Source organism: Aureispira anguillae (assembly GCF_026000115.1).
Lineage (GTDB): Bacteria > Bacteroidota > Bacteroidia > Chitinophagales > Saprospiraceae > Aureispira > Aureispira anguillae.
Map to the genome: position 1 here is coordinate 1,401,126 of NZ_AP026867.1, position 20,530 is coordinate 1,421,655.

The 20,530-nt window shown below is 37.0% G+C and carries 17 protein-coding genes; 6 read left to right on the forward strand and 11 right to left on the reverse strand.

Annotated features, from left to right (window positions below; translation table 11 throughout):
• Nucleotides 1-177: 177 nt before the first annotated feature.
• Nucleotides 178-3,477 (reverse strand): WD40/YVTN/BNR-like repeat-containing protein, encoded by a 3,300-nt coding sequence (locus AsAng_RS05325; protein ID WP_264791757.1) that lies wholly within the window; start codon nucleotides 3,475-3,477, stop codon nucleotides 178-180.
• 481 nt (nucleotides 3,478-3,958) lie between these two features.
• Between AsAng_RS05325 and AsAng_RS05330 the strand changes: the two genes are divergently transcribed.
• The 3 genes from AsAng_RS05330 to AsAng_RS05340 all read left to right on the forward strand — a co-directional run bounded on the left by AsAng_RS05330 (nucleotide 3,959) and on the right by AsAng_RS05340 (nucleotide 6,815).
• On the forward strand, nucleotides 3,959-4,534 hold the full coding sequence (locus AsAng_RS05330; RefSeq protein WP_264791758.1) for a hypothetical protein: 576 nt from the start codon (nucleotides 3,959-3,961) through the stop codon (nucleotides 4,532-4,534).
• A gap of 83 nt (nucleotides 4,535-4,617) precedes the next feature.
• The gene (locus tag AsAng_RS05335; RefSeq protein WP_264791759.1) at nucleotides 4,618-5,586 is read left to right on the forward strand and encodes an MBL fold metallo-hydrolase; all 969 of its coding nucleotides are present in this window, start codon (nucleotides 4,618-4,620) and stop codon (nucleotides 5,584-5,586) included.
• 128 nt (nucleotides 5,587-5,714) lie between these two features.
• On the forward strand, nucleotides 5,715-6,815 hold the full coding sequence (locus tag AsAng_RS05340) for a pectinacetylesterase family protein (protein WP_264791760.1): 1,101 nt from the start codon (nucleotides 5,715-5,717) through the stop codon (nucleotides 6,813-6,815).
• A 131-nt stretch (nucleotides 6,816-6,946) separates the two neighbouring features.
• On the opposite strand, the gene AsAng_RS05345 is transcribed toward AsAng_RS05340, so the two are convergent.
• The gene (locus tag AsAng_RS05345; RefSeq protein ID WP_264791761.1) at nucleotides 6,947-7,978 is read right to left on the reverse strand and encodes a tetratricopeptide repeat protein; all 1,032 of its coding nucleotides are present in this window, start codon (nucleotides 7,976-7,978) and stop codon (nucleotides 6,947-6,949) included.
• A gap of 129 nt (nucleotides 7,979-8,107) precedes the next feature.
• Nucleotides 8,108-9,061, reverse strand: a complete 954-nt coding sequence (locus tag AsAng_RS05350) for an MORN repeat-containing protein (protein WP_264791762.1) — start codon at nucleotides 9,059-9,061, stop codon at nucleotides 8,108-8,110.
• Between the two features lie 331 nt (nucleotides 9,062-9,392).
• Here AsAng_RS05350 and ybaK point away from each other — a divergent pair, with 331 nt between their 5' ends.
• Entirely contained in the window at nucleotides 9,393-9,860 is a 468-nt protein-coding gene (ybaK, locus tag AsAng_RS05355; RefSeq protein WP_264791763.1) for a Cys-tRNA(Pro) deacylase, read from the forward strand.
• A gap of 43 nt (nucleotides 9,861-9,903) precedes the next feature.
• On the forward strand, nucleotides 9,904-10,479 hold the full coding sequence (locus AsAng_RS05360; RefSeq protein ID WP_264791764.1) for a Crp/Fnr family transcriptional regulator: 576 nt from the start codon (nucleotides 9,904-9,906) through the stop codon (nucleotides 10,477-10,479).
• A gap of 59 nt (nucleotides 10,480-10,538) precedes the next feature.
• Here the strand turns inward: AsAng_RS05360 and aqpZ are convergent, their stop codons facing one another.
• From aqpZ to AsAng_RS05400, 8 genes are all read right to left on the reverse strand, one after another.
• Nucleotides 10,539-11,225 carry an aquaporin Z gene (gene aqpZ / locus AsAng_RS05365; RefSeq protein ID WP_264791765.1) on the reverse strand — a complete coding sequence of 229 codons (687 nt, stop codon included), beginning with the start codon at nucleotides 11,223-11,225 and terminating at the stop codon, nucleotides 10,539-10,541.
• 452 nt (nucleotides 11,226-11,677) lie between these two features.
• Complete coding sequence (locus AsAng_RS05370) at nucleotides 11,678-12,481, reverse strand: hypothetical protein (RefSeq protein ID WP_264791766.1); 804 nt, start codon at nucleotides 12,479-12,481, stop codon at nucleotides 11,678-11,680.
• 5 nt (nucleotides 12,482-12,486) lie between these two features.
• Nucleotides 12,487-13,494 (reverse strand): hypothetical protein, encoded by a 1,008-nt coding sequence (locus AsAng_RS05375; protein ID WP_264791767.1) that lies wholly within the window; start codon nucleotides 13,492-13,494, stop codon nucleotides 12,487-12,489.
• Nucleotides 13,491-15,500 carry a hypothetical protein gene (locus AsAng_RS05380; protein WP_264791768.1) on the reverse strand — a complete coding sequence of 670 codons (2,010 nt, stop codon included), beginning with the start codon at nucleotides 15,498-15,500 and terminating at the stop codon, nucleotides 13,491-13,493. The genes AsAng_RS05375 and AsAng_RS05380 overlap by 4 nt, the downstream gene beginning before the upstream one ends.
• Nucleotides 15,501-15,504: 4 nt before the next feature.
• Nucleotides 15,505-15,699 carry a hypothetical protein gene (locus tag AsAng_RS05385; protein WP_264791769.1) on the reverse strand — a complete coding sequence of 65 codons (195 nt, stop codon included), beginning with the start codon at nucleotides 15,697-15,699 and terminating at the stop codon, nucleotides 15,505-15,507.
• A gap of 181 nt (nucleotides 15,700-15,880) precedes the next feature.
• Nucleotides 15,881-16,540, reverse strand: coding sequence for a response regulator (locus AsAng_RS05390; RefSeq protein ID WP_264791770.1), 660 nt, complete (start codon nucleotides 16,538-16,540; stop codon nucleotides 15,881-15,883).
• A 17-nt stretch (nucleotides 16,541-16,557) separates the two neighbouring features.
• Nucleotides 16,558-18,600: an ATP-binding protein gene (locus AsAng_RS05395; protein ID WP_264791771.1), complete on the reverse strand. Its 2,043-nt coding sequence runs from the start codon at nucleotides 18,598-18,600 to the stop codon at nucleotides 16,558-16,560.
• Between the two features lie 48 nt (nucleotides 18,601-18,648).
• Nucleotides 18,649-19,401 carry an acyl-[acyl-carrier-protein] thioesterase gene (locus AsAng_RS05400; protein WP_264791772.1) on the reverse strand — a complete coding sequence of 251 codons (753 nt, stop codon included), beginning with the start codon at nucleotides 19,399-19,401 and terminating at the stop codon, nucleotides 18,649-18,651.
• A gap of 178 nt (nucleotides 19,402-19,579) precedes the next feature.
• Here AsAng_RS05400 and nusB point away from each other — a divergent pair, with 178 nt between their 5' ends.
• Entirely contained in the window at nucleotides 19,580-20,518 is a 939-nt protein-coding gene (nusB, locus tag AsAng_RS05405; RefSeq protein WP_264791773.1) for a transcription antitermination factor NusB, read from the forward strand.
• Nucleotides 20,519-20,530 lie beyond the last annotated feature (12 nt).

The window sequence follows — 20,530 nt, forward strand, 5'->3', positions numbered from 1 at the left end:
ATGTTTATTAAGTTGATTTGCAGGTGTTTGTGAAAAAAAAAATATTTTAACATCTTAAATGCTTGCAAACCAATCTGATAAAATTCTTACCGAACTAATGTCAAAAAAAAAGCTATTGCCAATCGGTGGATACACCATTAGCAATAGCCCAATTAATTAGAGAACGATTAAACAATCTTACTCCATTTTCCAATCAGGAATTTGGATGCGTCCAGGCGTATAAGGACCACCCAAGTCGTTCAATTGTTTTTCCAGTTGATTAATTTCATCTTTCACCCCATTGAGTTTAGCGAGAAACTGTTCAAACATTTTGCCCACCAATGTATAATTTTTGAGTGCAGTTTTGGAAGGCGCAGAAGTCGCATCCCACATATTCCAGATGGGGCTTTCCATGCGCTCAAACAAGCCAGGTTCCGCTTCGAATTCACGTTTGCTCAAGCTACCATCACCATACAATTCAACCCCTAAAGCTTTCAGTTGAAGGCGTAATTTTTCGGCAGTTTCCAAAAGTTTTAGATCCGCATTTGGCGTAAGCAAAATACCCTTTTGCAAATGAGCAACACGATTGTTCATGGCCGAATAAACAGAACCTACGCCACGACCAGCACGGCGCATTTTAGCCAATTTAACCTCAAAAGCAGTTAAAGCCGCCTTGTCCTCTGCGCTAAGCGTAGCATTGTTCAGCGATTTGATCTTAAAAGGCACCTTTTCTGTTAGGATCGTTACCTTTCCTGCCACGACCTTTGCCAATTGAGCAAAGTATTCGCCAGGAGCCGCCAAAGCACCCGTAGGAGCCGAGCCATAACGCCCAGGTTTGCGTTCTTTTAGTTGTACTGGAATCAACGATTCATAGCGAAAATCCCAAACCAAGCGATTCATACCCTTTCTAGGCGTTGTTTTGATTCTACGAACAACCTCACCCGCTTTGTTGGTAATGGTCATAATGGCATAAGGCTTTTGTTCCCAATCTTCTTGGTGCAAGGCATCCAAAGTAGGATAAGGAATATCCTTTTTCTCCTTGGTCAATTTAGCCTCCAATTTGTAACGAGCATCCTTGCTGGTCATCATTGTGGTATCGCTAAACAAATAGCTAAAGACCGCACCAACAGGAGGGTTGGGAGCTGCATAATAGGATTCTCCTTGCGAAGCAATTCCTCTCAAACCCAAAGGCGCACGCTCAATAAAAATCCAAGCATCCTTGATGGGATAAAGTACCGCCAATTCCTTTTTGTCTTCGTCCTTATAATTGCGCAGTGGCGAATAATCGTCCAATACATAAAAACCACGACCAAAAGAAGCCAGTACTAAATCGTTTTCACGCTTTTGGATCTCAACGTCACGAATGGCAATGGTTGGAATGCCACCTTTGAGTTGGTGCCAGTTGACCCCACCATTTTTACTAAAGAAAATACCAAATTCAGTTCCTGCAAACAAGAGATTTTTATCAACATGATCCTCTGCAATATCGTAAACGCTACCACGAGCAGGTAAATCACCATGTACAGCCGTCCAAGTAGCTCCCTTGTCGATACTTTTGTAAATATAAGGCTTAAAATCGCCATTTTTGTGGTTGTTAAAAACCGCATAAACGGTATGCTTGTCGTGCTGAGACGTAACCAAAGCATTGACATAAGTATTGGCAGGAACACCAGTAACAGCGGCAATTTTAGTCCAAGTTTTGGCATCTTCCGAAACCTGAATAAGCCCATCATCGGTACCAATATAAAGCAAGTTTTCTTGCAAAGGCGATTCATCTAAGGCTACAATATTACCATAGATAGAAGTACTTTTATTTTTCATAACCGCATCCGCCGACCAAACACGATCCATTACTTTTAGCGTATTGCGATCAATTTGTTGGGTCAAATCTTCTGAAATTACTTCCCAGTCGTCCCCACGAGTTTCGCTTTTGAATACCTTATTAGCGGCAAAATACAAACGTTTAGGATTGTGTGGGCTAATTAACAACGGAGCATCCCAGTTCCAACGGTAAGCTGATTCTCCTTCCTCAGGTCTTGGTTTGATACCAACACGTTCACCACTTTTTTTGTCATAACGCACCAACCAACCATACTGTGCTTGGGCATAAACAATATCAGGATTGGTCGGATCAATTTGTGATTCGAATCCATCACCACCATTGGTAATGTACCAATCTGAATTGACAATCCCTGCTGAATTGGTCGTTCTACTTGGTCCCCCCATAGAGTTATTGTCTTGGGTTCCACCATAAATATTATAAAAAGGTTTGGCGTTATCAACCGCTACTTTGTAAAACTGCGTAACGGGTAAATTAGCTTTGAACTGCCAATCTGTAGCGTGGTTCCAAGTCTCATAGATACCACCGTCACAACCTACAATCCAATGGTCGGTATTGGTTGGATCAACCCACATACAATGATTGTCAACATGTTTGTGTTTTTCACCAGTTCTTTTAAAGGTTTTTCCACCATCAATAGAATGATGAAACCAAGTATTCATAGAATACACCTTGTTGACATCGTACAAATCGCAGTAAATTTCCTGATAATAATTTCCAGAAGTACTATAACTACTTCTTTTGGTCCAACTAGCGCCTCTATCGGTTGAACGATAGGTTCCTTTTTTGCCTTTGGATGCTTCGACGATAGCATAAACATAATCGGGATTGGCAGGAGAAATGGCTAGACCAATTCTACCCAAAAAATCACCACTAGGCAAGCCCCCAGCCAGTTTTTTCCACGTTTTTCCCCCATCTTCTGATTTGTGAATCCCAGAACCAGGACCACCTCCCAAATAGGTGAAAACATGGCGGCGGCGTTGATGAGAAACCGCATAAAGTACATTAGGATCACGAGGGTCTAGATGTACTTCACTGACACCAGTATGTTTGTCAATTTCCAAAATGGCTTTCCATGTTTTTCCGCCATCTTCTGTTTTGTACAAGCCCCGTTCGCCACCAGCACTCCAAAGTGGGCCATAAGCCGCTACATAAACGATGTTAGGGTTGGTCGGATGTACTCGGATCATACCAATATGTTCACTCTTTTTAAGGCCCATATTTTTCCAAGATTTTCCACCATCTTCCGATTTGTAAACACCATCACCATAGGCTACTGAGCGTTGGTTGTTGTTCTCGCCCGTTCCTACCCAAACGATGTTTTCATTGCTAGGAGCAATGGTAACGCAGCCAATGGAATAAGAGCCATAATTTTCAAAAATAGGCTTATAAGTGGTTCCTGCATTGGTGGTTTTCCAAACATTGCCTGAGGCTACGGCAATATAGTACTCCGATGTTTTTTTAGGATTAACAGCAATATCTGCAATCCTTCCAGAGGTAAATGCAGGACCAATGCATCTAAATTTAAGCGCATTAAAATTCTGTCCTGCTTTTTTTTGCTCTGTTTTGTTCTTGTCCTTTTTGCCTTTTTTACCTTTTTGTGCAAAAAATAGACTTGGCATTGCCGAGATGGCAAGCAGTAAAAATAGTTTTTTCATTAGGTGTATAATTGTAATTAGTATAAACAATTCTTAGTATCTAAAAGTATGAAGATATTTTCATTTAATTGTTTTTTTTTGTTGAATCGCTATTTTTTTTCGATGAGGGTGTTTTTTTTATGCCAACAATAAACATTATCGTACATTAGAAATAAAAAAATAAGATTCTTTGACAACTCTATCACGAAGTAAATCGTGTGGTAAACACTAAAAAAGGGTAAGCTTTTAACTACTTTTTAGCTTCGCTGCTAGGCATCCTCGTTGGTACACCATACCAAACTGCTCGTGCACTACGTTTATGTGGTTTTAGTAGAAAGTTATAGGTCGTAAGTCGTATGCTTAGTTCCTGTAAATACAGGACATACGACTTACGACCTATAACTTATAACAAAAGTAGTAATAAGCAGGCAAGGTAGTTTACGATTCCACTCAATTTACTTCGTGATAGAGTTAGTTGTCAAAAAAACAAAAATAACATAAAATGCCGCTAGATTTAGATAACCTCCCTGAAGGAACTTGGGTGAAAAGAAAAAATGATACCGTAATTATAGGAGCTTCATTAAAGGATAAACGGACTGAAAATTTTTTGCTGGGATTGTTAGTGATTATTATAACAGCTCCTATTTTATTTACAAGACCTCTTGAAATGATAGAAGGAGAAACCTCCATTCTTTTTGGTAGCTTCCTTATGTTATTGTGCCTAATTTTCCTTTATCACTTTACAACTAGAGCATTGATGGCTTTGTTTGGGCGGGTAGAAATTCGGCTAGAGGAAACAGAAGGAACCATTTTTCATGGCATTAGAAATTTTGGTCGTACTCGCACCTTTATTTATAAAAAAACGCATGCGATAGACAGTTATGTAGCGGTATATTCTCATGGTGTACCCAATCAATTTGGCATACAAATAAAAGAAGAAAAAGCAATTACCTTTGGTGGTTATCTAAAGGAAGAAAAAGTAAATTTTATGGTCAAAATGCTACAACTATTCCTAAAGGATGGCGATAAAATAAGAGACTTATTGCCACCTGATTTAATCCACAATCTTATCGATTAAATACACGGAAGGCAGGGAGGGAACGGTATGATTTTTTATATTAATTACAGTGTATTAATGTTCTAAATAAAACTAATCAACAAATGCAGCATATTATCAGTGTTTTTTTGATCGTTTTTTGTTTATTGGCATGTGAAAAGCCTAAGTCAACCAGTGCAAAAGAAAACGTATTTTCTCCGCCAAAGAGCAATATTTATACAATTGTATTGGGAAATGTACAAGATGCAGGTTATCCTCAAATTGGTTGCATGAAGGCCTGTTGTAAAGAACATTGGAATCCCGCCGCACAACAAAAATCCATTACAGCCTTGGGATTAGTGGATGCAGAAACAAGGCAAACATGGCTTTTTGAAGCCTCGCCAGATTTTAAATACCAGACCAAATTATTATCCGATGAAATAAATCCTCAACAATTTCAATTGCCCAATGGCATTTTTTTAACACATGGTCATATTGGACATTATGTAGGCTTGATGCATTTGGGTAGAGAAGCCATGAGCGCTAATAAGGTGCCAGTTTATGCCATGCCTAGAATGAAAGATTATTTGGAAACGAGCGGTCCTTGGAGTCAATTAGTAGCCTTGGATAATATAGCCTTGCAATTAATGAAGGCAGATAGCGTTATTCAGCTCACTAAATCCATTCAAGTAACGCCCTTTTTAGTGCCTCATCGTGGAGAATATACAGAGACAGTAGGGTATAAAATAAGCAGTCCCAATAAGAAAATATTATTCATTCCTGATATCGATAAATGGCATCAATGGAAACGTAATATAAAAGAAGAAATTCTAGCAGTGGATGTTGCTTTCTTGGATGCGACATTCTTTAAAAATGGAGAAGTTGGCAATAGAGATATGTCTGAAATTCCGCACCCTTTTGTAGAAGAAAGCATGCGTTTATTTGAGGACTTGCCAGCTTCAGAAAAGGCAAAAATTCATTTTATCCATTTTAATCATACCAACCCTATCTTACAAAAAAATAGCAATGCCAAACAAGAAGTTCTAGAAAAAGGCTATAAAATTGCTGAAGAAGGTCTAATTGTAGATCTTTGAGAACCAATAAGCAACAATAAAAATAGAAAAGAGAGCGTTTAGGTAACGTAATTTTAGTGATTTAGCACTACGCATTACTCCGTTGAAAAACTGACGCAGTATTAATTACTTAGACAAAAAGCAAACCAATGAAATACCACCTCATCATTTATATTGTAGCACTTTTGACGATTATTAGTTGCAAAAAAGAAACAACCGTACAAGAAGAATTTGAAAAAGCATCCGAAAAAGAAACATGGCATTACATTGCCGTTCCTGGTATGGTTTGCCGTGACAATAGCAATACGGGAATTGGCGTGCGCCTTCGCAACCATTCCAATAAGGTTATTATTTATTTAGAAGGAGGAGGTGGTTGCTTTAATGGAGTTACCTGTGCTGTAAATCCTGGTACTTATGGGCAATTAGCCTTTGATAGTTGGAAATCGATTGGGCTACAATTCGGAATTTTTGACAAAAATAGCAATCTAAACCCTTTTAAGGATTGGAATTGTATTTATGTGCCATATTGTACGGGAGATGTGCATAGTGGAACGAATTATAGTGCAGATGTAAATTTTTTATACAGCGATCAGAAAATGGTAGGGCACGATAACATAAGTTTGGCATTAGAGGCTTTGAAAGAGTACTTTGGGACAAGATTGGACGAGGTGTTTTTGACGGGGTCAAGCGCTGGAGGTTATGGAACCTTGATTAATGCAGATCAAGTCATTGAAGCTTTTCCTGCTGCAAAAACAACAATTTTGGACGATTCTGGTCCCGTACTAATGGCTCAAAATGTTCAGCCCGATTGTTTGGATGATTTATGGCAAAACTTATTCCTAACACATATACCTTCCGATTTTTCTAGTTATACCACAGGAAAGTATAGCACTCCAATGAAGTCTATTTATGAATATTTAGGAACCAAACACCCTACGGTACAGTTTGGTCTAATTTCTTCTTTGGAAGATATTGTAATTCGAGAATTTTATGGTTATGGGACAAATAATTGTGCAAAAACAACCGTAGTGCCTGCTCCTTTGCCAGCTATAGATTATAAAAATGCTTTATTGCATTTGAGGGACTCTGTTTTGTCGCCCTACAACAATTGGAAGACCTTTTATGTTAGTGATGCAAGCCATACCTTTAATTTACTTCCAGGGGCGATGTCAAAAGAGGTAAATGGCGTAAAGTACGGTGAATGGATTAATGATTTGAGAAATGGAACCGCTCGTCATATACATGACTAGATACCGCTTATGTATATGATTGTACATCCCTCAAAAAAAAAGTGAATAAACTGTTTAACTTAAACAAGGAGGGGGCTAAGAATAAAACTGGTGAGGGTCATCAGACCCCACCAATTTTGGTTGCTAATCCTTTATCTCTTTTTCCTTTTTTGCTTTTTCTTTGAAAATTTACATCTTGATTCTAGGATATATTTTTTTATTTTTAGAATTAGTTCTTTGGGAAACTGATAGGCGATAAAAGGGGTTTCAACAATGAAAATTTCATAAAGAATAAATTCATCAAACTGGCGGTTTTTTATTGAATTTTTTAGCGCAATGAACATCGGAGTTTTAGCGAATTTTTTATTGTTAATGTTGCCAACGTATAATCCCAGTAAAGATTCTTTTTCTTCTAAAATAGAGATTCCATCCTCTTTAACGCCCATTGATTTTTTATAATTGGGTTCGTAAGCCCATACTGCTTTAGCGAAAGCATATCCTGCCCATTCTGATTTAAAGCCAATTTTTACATTTTGAGAATCAGGCTGGGAGATTTTAATTTGAGGAGTAAAGGTCCAATCTTCAAATTTATAGCCTAGTTTTCTTAAAACAGTTGCAAGGTCTTTTTTTATAAGAATATGATTCCTGTTTAGGATATGAGCCGTTATGATTTCATCAATAGCTTTATTAGGTTGGTTGTTTTCAAGATAATATTTTCCTAGAAACCAATGAGCCATATAATCAAGATAATTATTATTGATGGCTTTCTTAAAATACTCTATTGCTTTTTTGGGTTCTCCTTGCGAATGGTAAGTTTGTCCAATATAAGTGATGATTTTAGAATATTCAGGGTGTATTTCTAAAACCTCCTCATACATTTTTCTTGCTGCGGAGTAATTTTGTTCTCTGAAATACTTTTCAGCCTTTTCTTTAATACTGAAAGTTTGTTCTGACAGTTCAACTTTCATTGTCATAATAGAGTTAGCTTCCGCTTTTCTATAATAGTCTCCTGTATTTAAATTGAGTGTATGATCTTTTACTGGAATATTATCCTCTAACTGTTGAATATTATAGTTTAATTTTGATTTTTCAAGTATTTCAAATATTTCAGCAGGTTCATGTATTTTTTGAGCAAAAGTAGTACAGCTTAAAAAGAGAAGCAAAGTTATTATTGGTAAATTCATGGATAAGTTTTTTACGAGAATTGTAAATATTAAGATTGAATGAATTAATCAAGATCAAGTTTTGACGGAGGTTCGTAATCGGGGGGAACTTTAAATAGTGCGTTATTGGTTAGCTACCCAATTATTCCATCAATAATTCTTAGCCACGCCTTTGACCAAGCGGTCATAATAAGCAGCATAAGGATGCCAAGGATAGCCATTTTTATCTGTAAATCCAGCCATCCATTGTTCAAAACTATTGGGTAAATAATAAAACCACAACTGAGGATTGGGCTTAATTCCTTTAGCCTTACAATATGGCAACCAAATTTTTTTGTAAAATTCAATGGTTTCTTGAGCCGCTTTGTATTCTAGTCTGGCATAGCGAAGGATGTATGCTTTTTTAGTACATTGCAATTGTTTAGCATCTTGCTCAATGGCTTGAAAAGCTGTCCCATTTTTTATATTGTGCAATTCGTAAATAAGACCTGCCCACATTTCTTCTGGGTTGGGGTTGTTTTTGACCCAAATGCGCCCTTCTGTTTTTTTTGTGGGATAGGCATGCACTGCATTAACACCAGTAGGGATGGGGAAACTTTTGCTGCTCTGTGCTTGCCAATAAATAGGCGATTGAATATCTTCGCCTGCCATTTTGTGCACTACCCATTGCCATATAATATCCTCTCGATCAATAATTTTGCTCATGTTGGGGCGGTCTAGAAGCATTTGTTCTAGTTCTTCTTGGGCACGTCTGATGTTTTCGTTAGACATCACAAAATTATTTCGTGTTAGACGAACAAAGGTATTGGCTTTCCAAACTCCTTTTTTGATGCGGCCATCTTCATAAAACAAGGTACCCGTGCCATGCATTTTTCCTTTTTTCCAGTTGCCGATAAATTTGCGTTTGTTTTGCCAATAAAAAACACCATATCCATGCATTTTACCTTGGTTAAAATTACCGATATATTCTTCACCACTTATCCATTCAAACCTACCATACCCATCTACACAGTTGCCAGCCGTGCATTTGCCTGCCTGAGCCTGTATTTGCGAAAAAGACAGCATTAAAAATAAGAAACAAAATGGTAGGAATTTTTGCAGCATATTGATTATTTTGTAGGCTTAATTTAAAATCATTACTCTGTTGAAAAATTGTATTCGGTTGATTATTAAAATGATGTGATTTTACGGTTCGAAATGTTAGTTATTTGATAATCTAACTTTGCTAGCTCATAAGCGTTAGCAGCTAATTAACGGAGTATTATTAAAATAATAATTACTTGTTAGCAATAACCCAACTCATGTAGGGCAATGGGATCAAGTGATGATCTAACGTAGTTAGTTAGATGCTGTTTTTCCAAAAAGAGGTGTATTACAACTACTAAAAGTTTGTTGATAAAAATAACGAATCGCTGTAATAATTACAATAAAAATAATGAAAAAAACAAATGCTATACGCTTACTTGAGCAAAAAAAAATTCCATTTGACTTGATTACTTATACATATAATAGTGACAATCTGAATGTGGAACAGATTGCAAAGGACAATCATTTGGAACTGCATCAAATCTATAAGACCTTGGTGGTTCAAGGGGACAAAACAGGGTTGCTTGTGGCTTTGGTTCCAGGTAATCAATCCCTATCCTTAAAAAAATTGGCCGCAATAAGTGGGAATAAAAAGGTAAGCATGGTAGCCGTTAAAGATTTGCAACGACATACAGGCTATATTAGAGGGGGCTGTTCACCCTTTGGTATGAAAAAACAATATGCTACCTATGTTTCGAAAGAGGCAAAAGATTTAGAAATAATGTATGTCAATGCAGGAGTAAGAGGATTGTTGGTGGGAGGAAAACCAAGCGAACTTTGCGCAGCAATTGATGTGGAATGGTCAGAACTTATTTAAGCTGGATAGAATCTTAAGTAAATGGATAATAAAATAAGTAATAATGAATAAAATAGAGGCGTTTTTTGATCGATTTCCATTTTTGAAATCAGAGGATATCGCATTAATTCATCAAATAGCTGTTAAAAAAACATACCAAGTAGGGGACGAATTTATTAAGTTGGGGGCTACTAGAAAAAAAATAGGGATTATCCAAGAAGGATTAATTCGAGGGTACTATATTAAAAGCTCAGGAGAGGAGGTTTCTATCCTTTTTGCCAAAGAGGGAGAGGTCGCCTCAACCCATGAATTAATCTTTTATAATACGCCCAGTCGCCAAATTGTAGAGTTCCTAGAACCTACCACTATGCTGGTCTTGGATTATCGAGATATAGAGCAATTAGCGCTTACTCATCCAGGAATAGAGCAGTTAAAAAATCAATTCATTCAAGATTATTTGGTCAAGGTTTTGCAGCGTTTAGAAACATTTCTGGTTTATACACCCAAAGAACGTTATCAGTGGTTAATGAAAGAAGAACCTAGTTTTATGCAGCGAGTACAACAAAAACACTTGGCCTCATTTTTAGGAATAACCCCTGTTTCTCTATCTAGGTTGCGTTCAAGAATGAATAAAAAATAATAAGGTTATAAACCTTATGCGTTTATAACCTTATGTGTTTTATTTTACTGTTTTAAAATTTATTCTTCCTCAGGCGAAATTATCTTGTATACAATACCTGCTAAAAGTGCACCAATAATAGGAGCTACCCAAAACAGCCACAATTGACTTAATGCCCAATCTCCTGCAAACAAAGCTTGGCTTGTACTTCTTGCTGGATTAACAGAAGTATTGGTTACAGGGATACTGATTAAATGGATTAAGGTTAACCCTAGTCCAATGGCTAATCCTGCAAATCCATTGGGAGCCTTAGAATGCGTCGCACCTAAAATAATCATCAAGAACATAAACGTCATGACAATTTCTGTGACTAAGGCAGCCACCATGCTATAGCCGCCAGGAGAATGCTCGCCATATCCATTAGAAGCAAAGCCTCCAATTTCAAATCCTGCTTTTCCCGTTGCAATAACATACAAAATAGCAGCTCCCATAATGCCGCCCAATACCTGTGCAACAATATAAGGTATTAGTTCCTTTTGATCAAAGCGACCACCAGCCCAAAGCCCTAGAGAAACCGCAGGATTTAGGTGACAACCTGAGATATGCCCAATGGCATAAGCCATAGAAACTACTGTTAAACCAAATGCAATTGCCACTCCCACAAAACCAATTCCAAGTTCTGGATATGCTGCTGCTAACACAGCACTTCCACATCCTCCTAGTACCAACCAAGAGGTTCCAATAAATTCTGCAACTAATTTTTTCATAATGTTTTTTTTATTAAATAATGGGTTATGCATAAATAATAAAAGGAGGGAGGTTTCATTCCATTTGTCTTGATATTATAAGCTTCCTAACAATAATGTATTCATCCAATGGAACTGGGGTAGCTGCCATTTTTTATTTTAATTATTATAACAAGGGGAGAAGCCTATAATAGTAAATAATTAGGTGAATTAGATATTGGTTGTTTTAGTGAAAAATACCACAAATTATTTAATGACAAATGTACAGGAGTCTAATATACATATATTTTGTGCAGAATAAAAAATAAACCTACTCTATTTAGCAATACCATCATTGATTAATGAAGAACAGCTACTGAGTATTGACCTTTGATGCTTCTTCTGGTTGTGAGTGTTTGGGGGCAGTTACTATCCGTTATGGCAAAAAACATTACACAGTGCATCATGTACACTGTGTAATAAAATGCTTAAAATTAAGGGTTGAGTTGATTTTTTAATTGATTAATCTCTTCTTTGAGGGCTTGCATTTCAGCTAGGATATTTATTACTCCATTATCTGTCATAAAAGCAATATCTCCCTTATCTCCATCTATTTGGATCACCTTTTCGCCTTTTTTGTTTCTAATGATAAGATTTCCATCTTGCCCCTTTTGTCCCAAAATAATACGTCCAGTTAGTCCATTAATAAAAACAGTTTCTGAGCCTTTCAAACCCAAGGTTATATTAGCGATGAGTCCATTTAGGTGGATGCTATCTTGTCCCGTATTGCTTCTGAGCCTCAGAGAACCAGGTCTTCGATCTGTTCCAATATTCATTATGGCTCGATCACCATTGATAATAATACAATTATTACCTTTAGAATCTTTGAGACAGAGATTTCCTCCTCTATTGTTGTTGCCAAGCGTGAGTTTTGCTTCGTCACCATCCATTTTTATACTGTAAAACCCTTCGTTATCAAGGAGTAGTAAGTTTCCATCTTTTCCATTGGTGCCCAAGGTAAGTTTTCCATGTTGTCCATCAATACGAGCAGTAGTTTGCCCCTTATTATTTTTAACATATAGGTTGCCGTCGTTACCGCCTTCCATTTCTCCAAGGATAAGTTGAGCGTGGTCACCGACCAATTTTATGGTATCTTTTCCAAAATTGTTTTTGATGACCAATCTTCGATTTATAGCATCAACTTCCATAAAAGAAGGGGTATTTTCAGATCGTTTGAAGTTGCTGATATCACCTGTAATTTCAACGGTAGTATTGTTTAACTTTATATCACTAGCCATAATGATTATTGTTTTAGATTTAATGTTTTAAAAAGGTTGTTGGCTTTTTTTTCTGCTCCAACAGTATGCAAAATAGTAGCAGCTTGGTACTTAAAAAAAGAACTCTTTTTGTCTGCGATTTGGAGTGCTATATCTTGGGCTGCTTTAGGTTTATTGTTATAAACATTAGCCCATGCTTTGGCAAAGAGAAGAATTCCTTGGTTTTTTTGAACGATTGTAAGGTTGCGCTCCAATTTTTGGATAGTATTATGAATTAAGTCTGGTTTTTTGTAGCGCAAGCCCAAATCAACAAGAGAGGATTGCCCTAGCAATTTCATCGCTTTAGCTGTTTCAGATCGTTTTTTAGAAGTCGCCAATGTTTGAAAATAAGTAACGCTCTGTTTGAGTTGAAGCGGATTTTTTAGATACCAAGAACTGCTATATCGCTGAGCAACAAAGGGCAGCAGTTCATTCTTGGGATAATCTTTTAAAGCTTGTCTTAAAAGATTTCGAGCTTTGAAATGAACAGTTCTACTGGATTGCGTTAGCTTTATTTTATCGGGCAATATTTTGCGCCAACCATAAGCAATCAATAAAGCAGCTTCATAGCTTCCGTCGTCCCAATCCATGTAGCCCTCTTCCCGAAGGCTTTGATAGAAAAAAATGTCAACTAATAAAAAGCCCAAGGTTTTGACCACCCGATCTTGATGGTTAAGCCTAGCAAGTGGTCCGTTTGTTACCTTTTTTTTGGAAAAAGGATGTTGAAGTACCGCTTGGGCAATGTTGGGATGATGTTTAAAAATTTGATAAGCAGTACAAAAAATAGTTTGCTTAAAAGCTCTTTGAACAGCACGAGCAGTTTCTGCCTGTCCATTATAATACCCTTGAATTTCTTTGGTATGTCCAGCAATACTTACAAGGGAAGCAAGAGCGATCTGAATAGGATGATCGTAGAGACTATCTTTTGAAATTGTTTTAATAGGCAATTTTCCTAAGATAGCAGTTTGTATACTGGATGATTTTAATAGGGTCATACGATTTGTTTTTGTTGGATATTAATCGTCCATTGATGAGAAGTATTGCCCCCCTTTCCCTTTGCTTTGAATCGAATATGGGGAGTAGTGCTATTTAGGTCTTTAGAAACGGGGGTAAGGTGCGAATCTGTACGAATCATTTGATTTAGATTGGAGAGGTGTTGAGCCCCCTTAATTACTAAGTTAACGGTGTCTAATTTTTCATTACCAAAATCAAAACCATCCCATTCAATTCCTGTGTCTCGGATCACCAAAGGCATATCGTCAAGAACCCAACAATTTACTTTTGTGTTTTTGGTAAAAGAATCTCCTGTATCAACGGTATTGTCACCTGTCCACCAAGGGCGTTGCCATAGACCATTTACCCCATAGTATAAATGCCATTCATCGCCAAACCACTCGTCTGTTTCTAGTGCTTTTATGGATTCAAAGGTAACCTCATATTCTCTTAATTGATGTGCACCACGTTCACTCCAGCCACATTCTAGGATTGCAAAATAACCAACGGGAATATTGGGCATTTGAGCCAAGTCAATTTCAACATCATAATAAGCAGCCCTACCATCTGGACCATACCGCAAGGTGAATTTGGGATGGAAAGCTTGGGGCGTTGGCACATTGTTAAAACCGCTTGCCTGTCCCCAAATTCTGAACCCTTTATGTTTCCCTCCAGCAGCAGGATCGTCGTATTGAGCTAACTCCAAAAAATCATCTAGCTTTTTGTGGTCACGAACAGAAATATGCTCGCAAACTTTGATGTTAAAATTTAAGGTAGCATTAGGGTTAGGACAATCGGTAGGAGGGTAAAACTTAAATTTTAGCGGATGTTTTTTTAAGTTGGTTGGCCAACAGGCTTTGGTGTCTCCCTTTATATCATTGGGAATACCTCCAAATTCTAACTGCCATCGCTTTGTTGTTTTTAGTGGAAATCCACCAACTAAGCCCATGCCAATAAAAGCTTGATTGACAGGAACCATGCTGTTGTTTTTACCAATGGGACTAGCTGTGGTATGCTCTCGTACAATAGAGTGGGCAGGATGAATTTCCGTTACAACGGGAGCATGTCCAGTATCCCATACATGTCGTCCCCAAAAAGTAATGTATTCGCCCCAAAAGGGACGCCATTCGATCGGAAAAGAACCCGATTCCCACTCATTATGCAAGGTAGGAACCAACTGATTACCATTGCCTTTAGCTTTCATTCCTTCTCCTAGCAAATACATAAACTGTGGATCAGGAATTAAGTCCCAGTTCCAATCTCTTGTTTCATGAGTTAAGGGAGAATCCTTATACGTAACCTTACTTTTGTCTTGGAAACCAGCAACTTCATAGCTTAATTCATCGTGTACTGTCTGCCAGTTTTTATCAAATAGAACAGCATCTAGTTCATTCAAAGAAGGTTTGTTGCTCAAATAGGTGTCCGCACTAAAAAAATTACAATGGGTTTTTACCCATTGGCGGATAGAATTAGTGTTGCTTTTATCCCGATCTTGGTTGCTGTTTCTAAGGAAAGAATCCCGAATGCTAACCACTTCATTTCCTATTTGGTAAATTTTTTGATCTTGGATATTTGCTTTGTGTTGCCCCGAATTCATTACTCCCTTGCCCATTCTACTAAAAAATTGATAGAGACTAACACTTCCTGTATTGGGATCAAAACTAGGTAAGGTCTGATTTTGAGGAATCAAATCAAAAATTAGTTCATAATCTGCGTCGTCTTCGGTAAAGGATAAGGTTGCATCCAGTAGCGTAATACCTGTTGGTAAGTTGTGCGTGCCCAAATGGTCGTCTGAATCTGGCCAATCTTCATCGTGTAATCTTAATTGCAAGGAGTGGCTAAATGTAAAAGATCGGTTAAGGGTCCAAACTTCTTGGTTGTCAAAATCTCCATTTCTAAGCGTTGTTGTGCTTTTTCCATCAACGATGATTTGTAAGCGTATTTCGTCGCCTCCTGAAATGTCTTCTGTTTCGAAGCATTTCATTTCTTTTAATGTTATTGTGTTCATCGCATTATTTTTTTATAATGAATGAAGCAATGGCAGATAGCCCTAAAAAGAGGAAGGCACAAACAAAAAATTCAAGTGTGAAGCTGCCTAATTTGGCAAATGTTTCGGTGAGCAATAGGGAAATGCTTAGCGGAATCCCTTTGGTGAGTGCAAGTTTTTCAATCCCTGAATTTCGGATCAGCAAAATGATTTCTTTCATTTGATTTTAATTTTGAGGATAATAAGAATGATTGCCCTTTGGTTGTACCAAAGAACCATAATTGTTTGTTCTTACAAATATGAATCAAAACATCAAAGGAAGAAATCCCGAAAAAAAGGGATTTGTCCATCCGTAAAATTACGTAGAAGAAAGAAAAAAAGCAGTCAATAATCTGTAGTACTTACAGCTTTATAATGCCATGTTTAATGGCATACTTAATTAAATCAGCTTGATTTTGAAAGCCTAGTTTTTTGAAGATATTTTTTTTGTGTGTTTCTACTGTTCGAGGGCTAATAAATAATAGGTTACCAATTTCTTTGTAGGTTTTCCCATTGGCAAAGCCCTGAACAATTTCGATTTCTCGTTCGGTAAGCACCGACGGCGTTTGGGCAGTTGACTCACCAGAGAGTTGGTTGGCAAAACTTTGATAGACAATTGGAGCAATGGTGGCCCCAAAGTAATGCTGTCCTTGAATAACCATTTCTATCCCCTTGATAAGTTCCTCTTTGCTACACTCTTTGGGCAAAAAGCCATGCACTCCAGCTTTGACGGCTGCTAAAATGGACTGTTTATCAGAATTGGCGCTAAGCACTAATAGGCGAATGGCTGGTTGCTCTGTTCGAATTTTTTGAGCAATTTCAAGCCCATTCATCGCTGGCAAGTTCATGTCCAACAAAATAACATGGGGGACTCTTTGGCGCAATAATTTCCATAGTTTTTCAGCATTTAAGGCGGTTCCAATTATCTTAATGTCTTTAGACGTTAGAAACATAGCGGAAATGCCATCCAAAACAATTTGGTGATCGTCAACAACAATAATTTCAATGGGGGAGTTGGTCATCTAAAATAAGTATAAAGTTAGGAATGAATAGGTAACGTAAAGTTAAAAATACTTCCTTGATTTGAAGGGCTTTCTACCCAAATCTTTCCACCTTGGCGTTCTACCAACTCTTTACATAGAATAAGTCCGAGTCCAGTGCCTTTTCCTTCTATTGGAGCCTGATGGGTAGCTTGAGTTCCTATTTTAAATAGGTTTGCCCTTAAGTGAGGGGGGATTCCAATTCCTGTATCTTGCACTGATATTGTGATGTCATCTTGATTTGGAATAACTTTGATGCGAACAGTTCCTGCTTCTGGCGTAAATTTGATGGCATTGGTAAGTAAATTTCTTACAATAGTACGCAGCATTGTTGGATCTGCAAAAACCTTTTGTCCTTTAGGAACCTCATTCGTTACACTTATTTTTTTATAAGAAGCATTATTTTGCAATAAGTTGATCACCTCTTGAATATTGGTTGATAAATCAATTGTTGTTGGGGTGAACTCTAAGCGGCCCGACTGAGAAATAGACCAGTATAGTAAGTTTTGAAGCAGTTCAAAAAGGTTGTGGGCAGAACGGTTTAACTGTTGGATAAAGTATTTTAAATCTTCTCTACTAATATTAAAAATATCATCCGATAAAGATTGTGTAATAGAACGAAATGCCGACAAAGGATTTTTTAGATCATGAGCAATAATACTAAATAATTTATCCTTTGTTTGGTTGATGGTTTCCAATTCTTGATTGACTTTTGAACGCCATTTGTTGATGCGATATAACGAAAATATAATCAGTAACATAACCAAAGCAGTAAGCCCCAAAAGTAGACGTTGTTGATTTATTTTTTCATATTCTAAATCAGAAATTTGTTGCTGTTGTTCTAGAGATTCTATGCGTTTTTGTTTGAGCTGATCGTTGTAATCAATTAGGAGCTTATAAACTTTTTGATCTATAACGCGCTGATGCAAGGTGTCAACTAAAGCGGCTTCTTGAATGGAATAGGCTCTTGCTTTAACAAAATCTTTTTTTGCCCAATATAAATGTTCCATGAATTCCAAATTGGTTTTCATTTCAGAACTGACAGCCATATTATTATCCAATAGAATTTGATGGCTTTGGTTTAGCAAAACCTCTGCCTGTTCTAATTCTCCCAGTGTAATGTGGCTGTGTGCCAATTCTTGATAGGTTGGAATAATACTGGCGTTGTAAGGCGTTTTTAGATAATCAAAGATGTTAATTGCCTGCGTAAAATATTTTTTTGCAGTCAATGGATGGTGTTGATAGCTATGAATTAACCCAACAGAATGTAACGCTTCAACAATAAAAAGACTATCTTTTCCTTCTAGTGCATTGTCTAATGCTAATTCAAAAAAATAAAGCGCACTATCCTGTTTGGAAAGATCTTGGTAAATGTTACCAATGTTCAAATAGGAGTTGCCTAAACGATGAATTTGACCATTTTGTTTCTTATGATGCACCGCTTTTTTATAATAAAGCAATGCCATGTTGGGCAATTTACTTTTGGCATAGTCAAGCCCTAAATTATTATAACTCATAGCAACTTTGGGGGAGTTGATTTGTTCTCTTATTGCTAGTGTTTTAAGGTCAAAAATGGTAGTTGAATCATATTGTTCTTGATCGGCATAAACCGTGGCTATATTTGAATAAGACTCCGCAATTAATAGGCTATCATTTAGAGCTTGACTAACATTGAGCATTTCATGAAAAGTACTTAGTGCTGCGTTGAAATTGCCTTTTAGGCGGTAAGAATGCCCGATGAACAAAATCAATTGTATTTGAATAGGGGCAATCCAACTGCCTTGATTTTTGTTGAGAATGGCAAGCCCTCGTTGTGCAGTTTGGATGGTCGAATCTGAATTGTGGTACAAATAAGCCGTACACAACTTCATTAAATAGGTGGCTTTTATAGAGTCATTGGAGGCATTGGTTATCTTGTATTGCAATTGCTTTACTAACGCAGCATCCATATGATTGTGCAAGAGGTGGGAGGCATTTTTTTCTTGAGCATTTAGATTGCAGAGAAAAAAAGAACAAAAACTTAAAAGAATAATTATTCTCATAGTAAGGGGGAGATTTGGGATGATGTAGTCGTTAATAGGGGGATTGGGCTAAAACACTGTCCAAGTAGTTTGGGCTACTGCAATTTCTTCTTGATCTGATAAACGAACTAGGCGATGCAAGTAAGTGCTGTCGTCTATTTTTTGCGTAGAAACCTGAACGGTATCTTTCCAATAACATTCTGCTTTGTAGATAATATCCAATTCCTCTAATTTTCCAGTATGTTGAATATAATAATCAACGGTTTCAAAGATCCATTGCATATAACGAACATTGTTAAGGTGCTCGTTAAAGTCCATATCATGCCAATGCACAACAAATTCTTTTTGAAAATCTACGTTTGTAAGTTTAGGCAATTTGTTTTTGGCATGTGGCAAGCAAGCAGAGGTGTCAAAACTTCCACGCACTCTAATTTCTTCAGGAATTCGAGCAATTCTACGTTTAATGGTATTCATCAGTAACCAAGTAGAGGATGAAGCAGCCAGAAGGTTATTTTTTTCATCAAAAACTTTGTAATCTCTATACGTAAAAACTTTGTCGAATCCAGCGGGGTAAGTTTGAATGCGAATGGTTTCTCCAAGAGCGGGCAGTCGATGTATTTTTAGATTTTTTCGCATTAAAACCCATGAAATATTGCTGGTGGCCATATCCCAAACCGATACTTTTAGATCAATAACATTTTGCATAGCAGCTTCTTGCATTAGGTTGATAAGCGAAGTGGCTGTTGCTTGTCTGGCACGATCAATTTCATAGGTTCGAATAGTGAAATTCCCTTCGTAAATAAATTCTTTAGGTACAGGCATTGTTTTATGTTTTGCTTGGTTTTGTCTGATGTTTTTGAATCTTGATGTAAATTTAGGGAGTATCCTTAAAAAAGAAAGCTAATTGGCGATGCATTTATAAACTTTTTGTACCTTTGCGTCAACAAAAAATCTAACAAAGTTCTTATCTCACTACTATACTTACATTTATTACTCTAGTATGCTTAGTCGTCATAATATTCGTATCAAGGTATTACAAACATTATATGCTTATTTACAAAGCGGTCATACGAATACTGCCATTGCAGAGAAAGATTATCTAAAAGCAATCAAGGAAAGCTATCGCTTATACCTATTAAATATGCTTTATTTAATCAAAGTTGCAGAATATTCAAAAAAAGATTTTGATATTAAGTCTAATAAATTTGTTCCTACAGAGGAAGACAAAAAAGCTTCGCTTAGACTCTATGAAAATCCTGTTTTGGTTGCTTTGCGAGAAAATGAAGAATTTAACTTGCGAATAAAACGAGAAAAATTGCTCTCAATTATTGATGAGGATTTGGTTCGCAAATTATACCAAAACTTTGCAAAATCAGAGTACCATACAACGTATCTAGAAATGTCGCCCATGCCTGCTAGAGAACACCAATACTGTTTGGTGAATCTTTATAAGTCAATGTTGGAAGAAGAGCATTTCTTAGAGCATTTAGAAGATATTTCTCCTACTTCAGAAGATGATCAATCACTTATTTTTGGAGCCATAAAACGTTCTGTTCGTTCTTTGCCAGAAGACGACGAGTTTTATATTGCTCAATTGCCAAATGAAGAATTTGTACATGATTTTGGAAAAGAATTGTTGTACAAATCGATTCATCACAATGATGATTTGCATGAGCTAGTGGTCGAAAAACTGAAAAACTGGAATGAGGATCGAGTGGCCGTCCTAGATATGTTATTGCTTAAGTTAGGAATTTGCGAATTTTTGTATTTCCCTTCTATTCCAACCAAAGTTACGATCAACGAATACGTTAGTCTAGCCAAGGATTATAGCACCGATAAAAGTAAGCGCTTTATCAACGGTATTTTGGATCGACTAATGAAAGATTTGATGGAAAAAGGCTTGATTTCTAAGGAAGGAAGAGGCTTGAAAGAAAATTAATAGAGAAGATAA

Excerpts from the sequence above, each read along its gene's own strand:
- AsAng_RS05335 (WP_264791759.1), top strand. The coding sequence starts at position 4,618 with ATGCAGCATATTATCAGTGTTTTTTTGATCGTTTTTTGTTTATTGGCA.
- AsAng_RS05370 (WP_264791766.1), bottom strand. The coding sequence starts at position 12,481 with ATGGCTAGTGATATAAAGTTAAACAATACTACCGTTGAAATTACAGGT.
- AsAng_RS05340 (WP_264791760.1), top strand. The coding sequence starts at position 5,715 with ATGAAATACCACCTCATCATTTATATTGTAGCACTTTTGACGATTATT.
- AsAng_RS05325 (WP_264791757.1), bottom strand. The coding sequence starts at position 3,477 with ATGAAAAAACTATTTTTACTGCTTGCCATCTCGGCAATGCCAAGTCTA.
- AsAng_RS05385 (WP_264791769.1), bottom strand. The coding sequence starts at position 15,699 with ATGAAAGAAATCATTTTGCTGATCCGAAATTCAGGGATTGAAAAACTT.
- nusB (WP_264791773.1), top strand. The coding sequence starts at position 19,580 with ATGCTTAGTCGTCATAATATTCGTATCAAGGTATTACAAACATTATAT.
- AsAng_RS05330 (WP_264791758.1), top strand. The coding sequence starts at position 3,959 with ATGCCGCTAGATTTAGATAACCTCCCTGAAGGAACTTGGGTGAAAAGA.
- ybaK (WP_264791763.1), top strand. The coding sequence starts at position 9,393 with ATGAAAAAAACAAATGCTATACGCTTACTTGAGCAAAAAAAAATTCCA.
- AsAng_RS05360 (WP_264791764.1), top strand. The coding sequence starts at position 9,904 with ATGAATAAAATAGAGGCGTTTTTTGATCGATTTCCATTTTTGAAATCA.
- AsAng_RS05390 (WP_264791770.1), bottom strand. The coding sequence starts at position 16,540 with ATGACCAACTCCCCCATTGAAATTATTGTTGTTGACGATCACCAAATT.
- AsAng_RS05345 (WP_264791761.1), bottom strand. The coding sequence starts at position 7,978 with ATGAATTTACCAATAATAACTTTGCTTCTCTTTTTAAGCTGTACTACT.
- AsAng_RS05380 (WP_264791768.1), bottom strand. The coding sequence starts at position 15,500 with ATGAACACAATAACATTAAAAGAAATGAAATGCTTCGAAACAGAAGAC.
- aqpZ (WP_264791765.1), bottom strand. The coding sequence starts at position 11,225 with ATGAAAAAATTAGTTGCAGAATTTATTGGAACCTCTTGGTTGGTACTA.
- AsAng_RS05375 (WP_264791767.1), bottom strand. The coding sequence starts at position 13,494 with ATGACCCTATTAAAATCATCCAGTATACAAACTGCTATCTTAGGAAAA.
- AsAng_RS05395 (WP_264791771.1), bottom strand. The coding sequence starts at position 18,600 with ATGAGAATAATTATTCTTTTAAGTTTTTGTTCTTTTTTTCTCTGCAAT.
- AsAng_RS05400 (WP_264791772.1), bottom strand. The coding sequence starts at position 19,401 with ATGCCTGTACCTAAAGAATTTATTTACGAAGGGAATTTCACTATTCGA.
- AsAng_RS05350 (WP_264791762.1), bottom strand. The coding sequence starts at position 9,061 with ATGCTGCAAAAATTCCTACCATTTTGTTTCTTATTTTTAATGCTGTCT.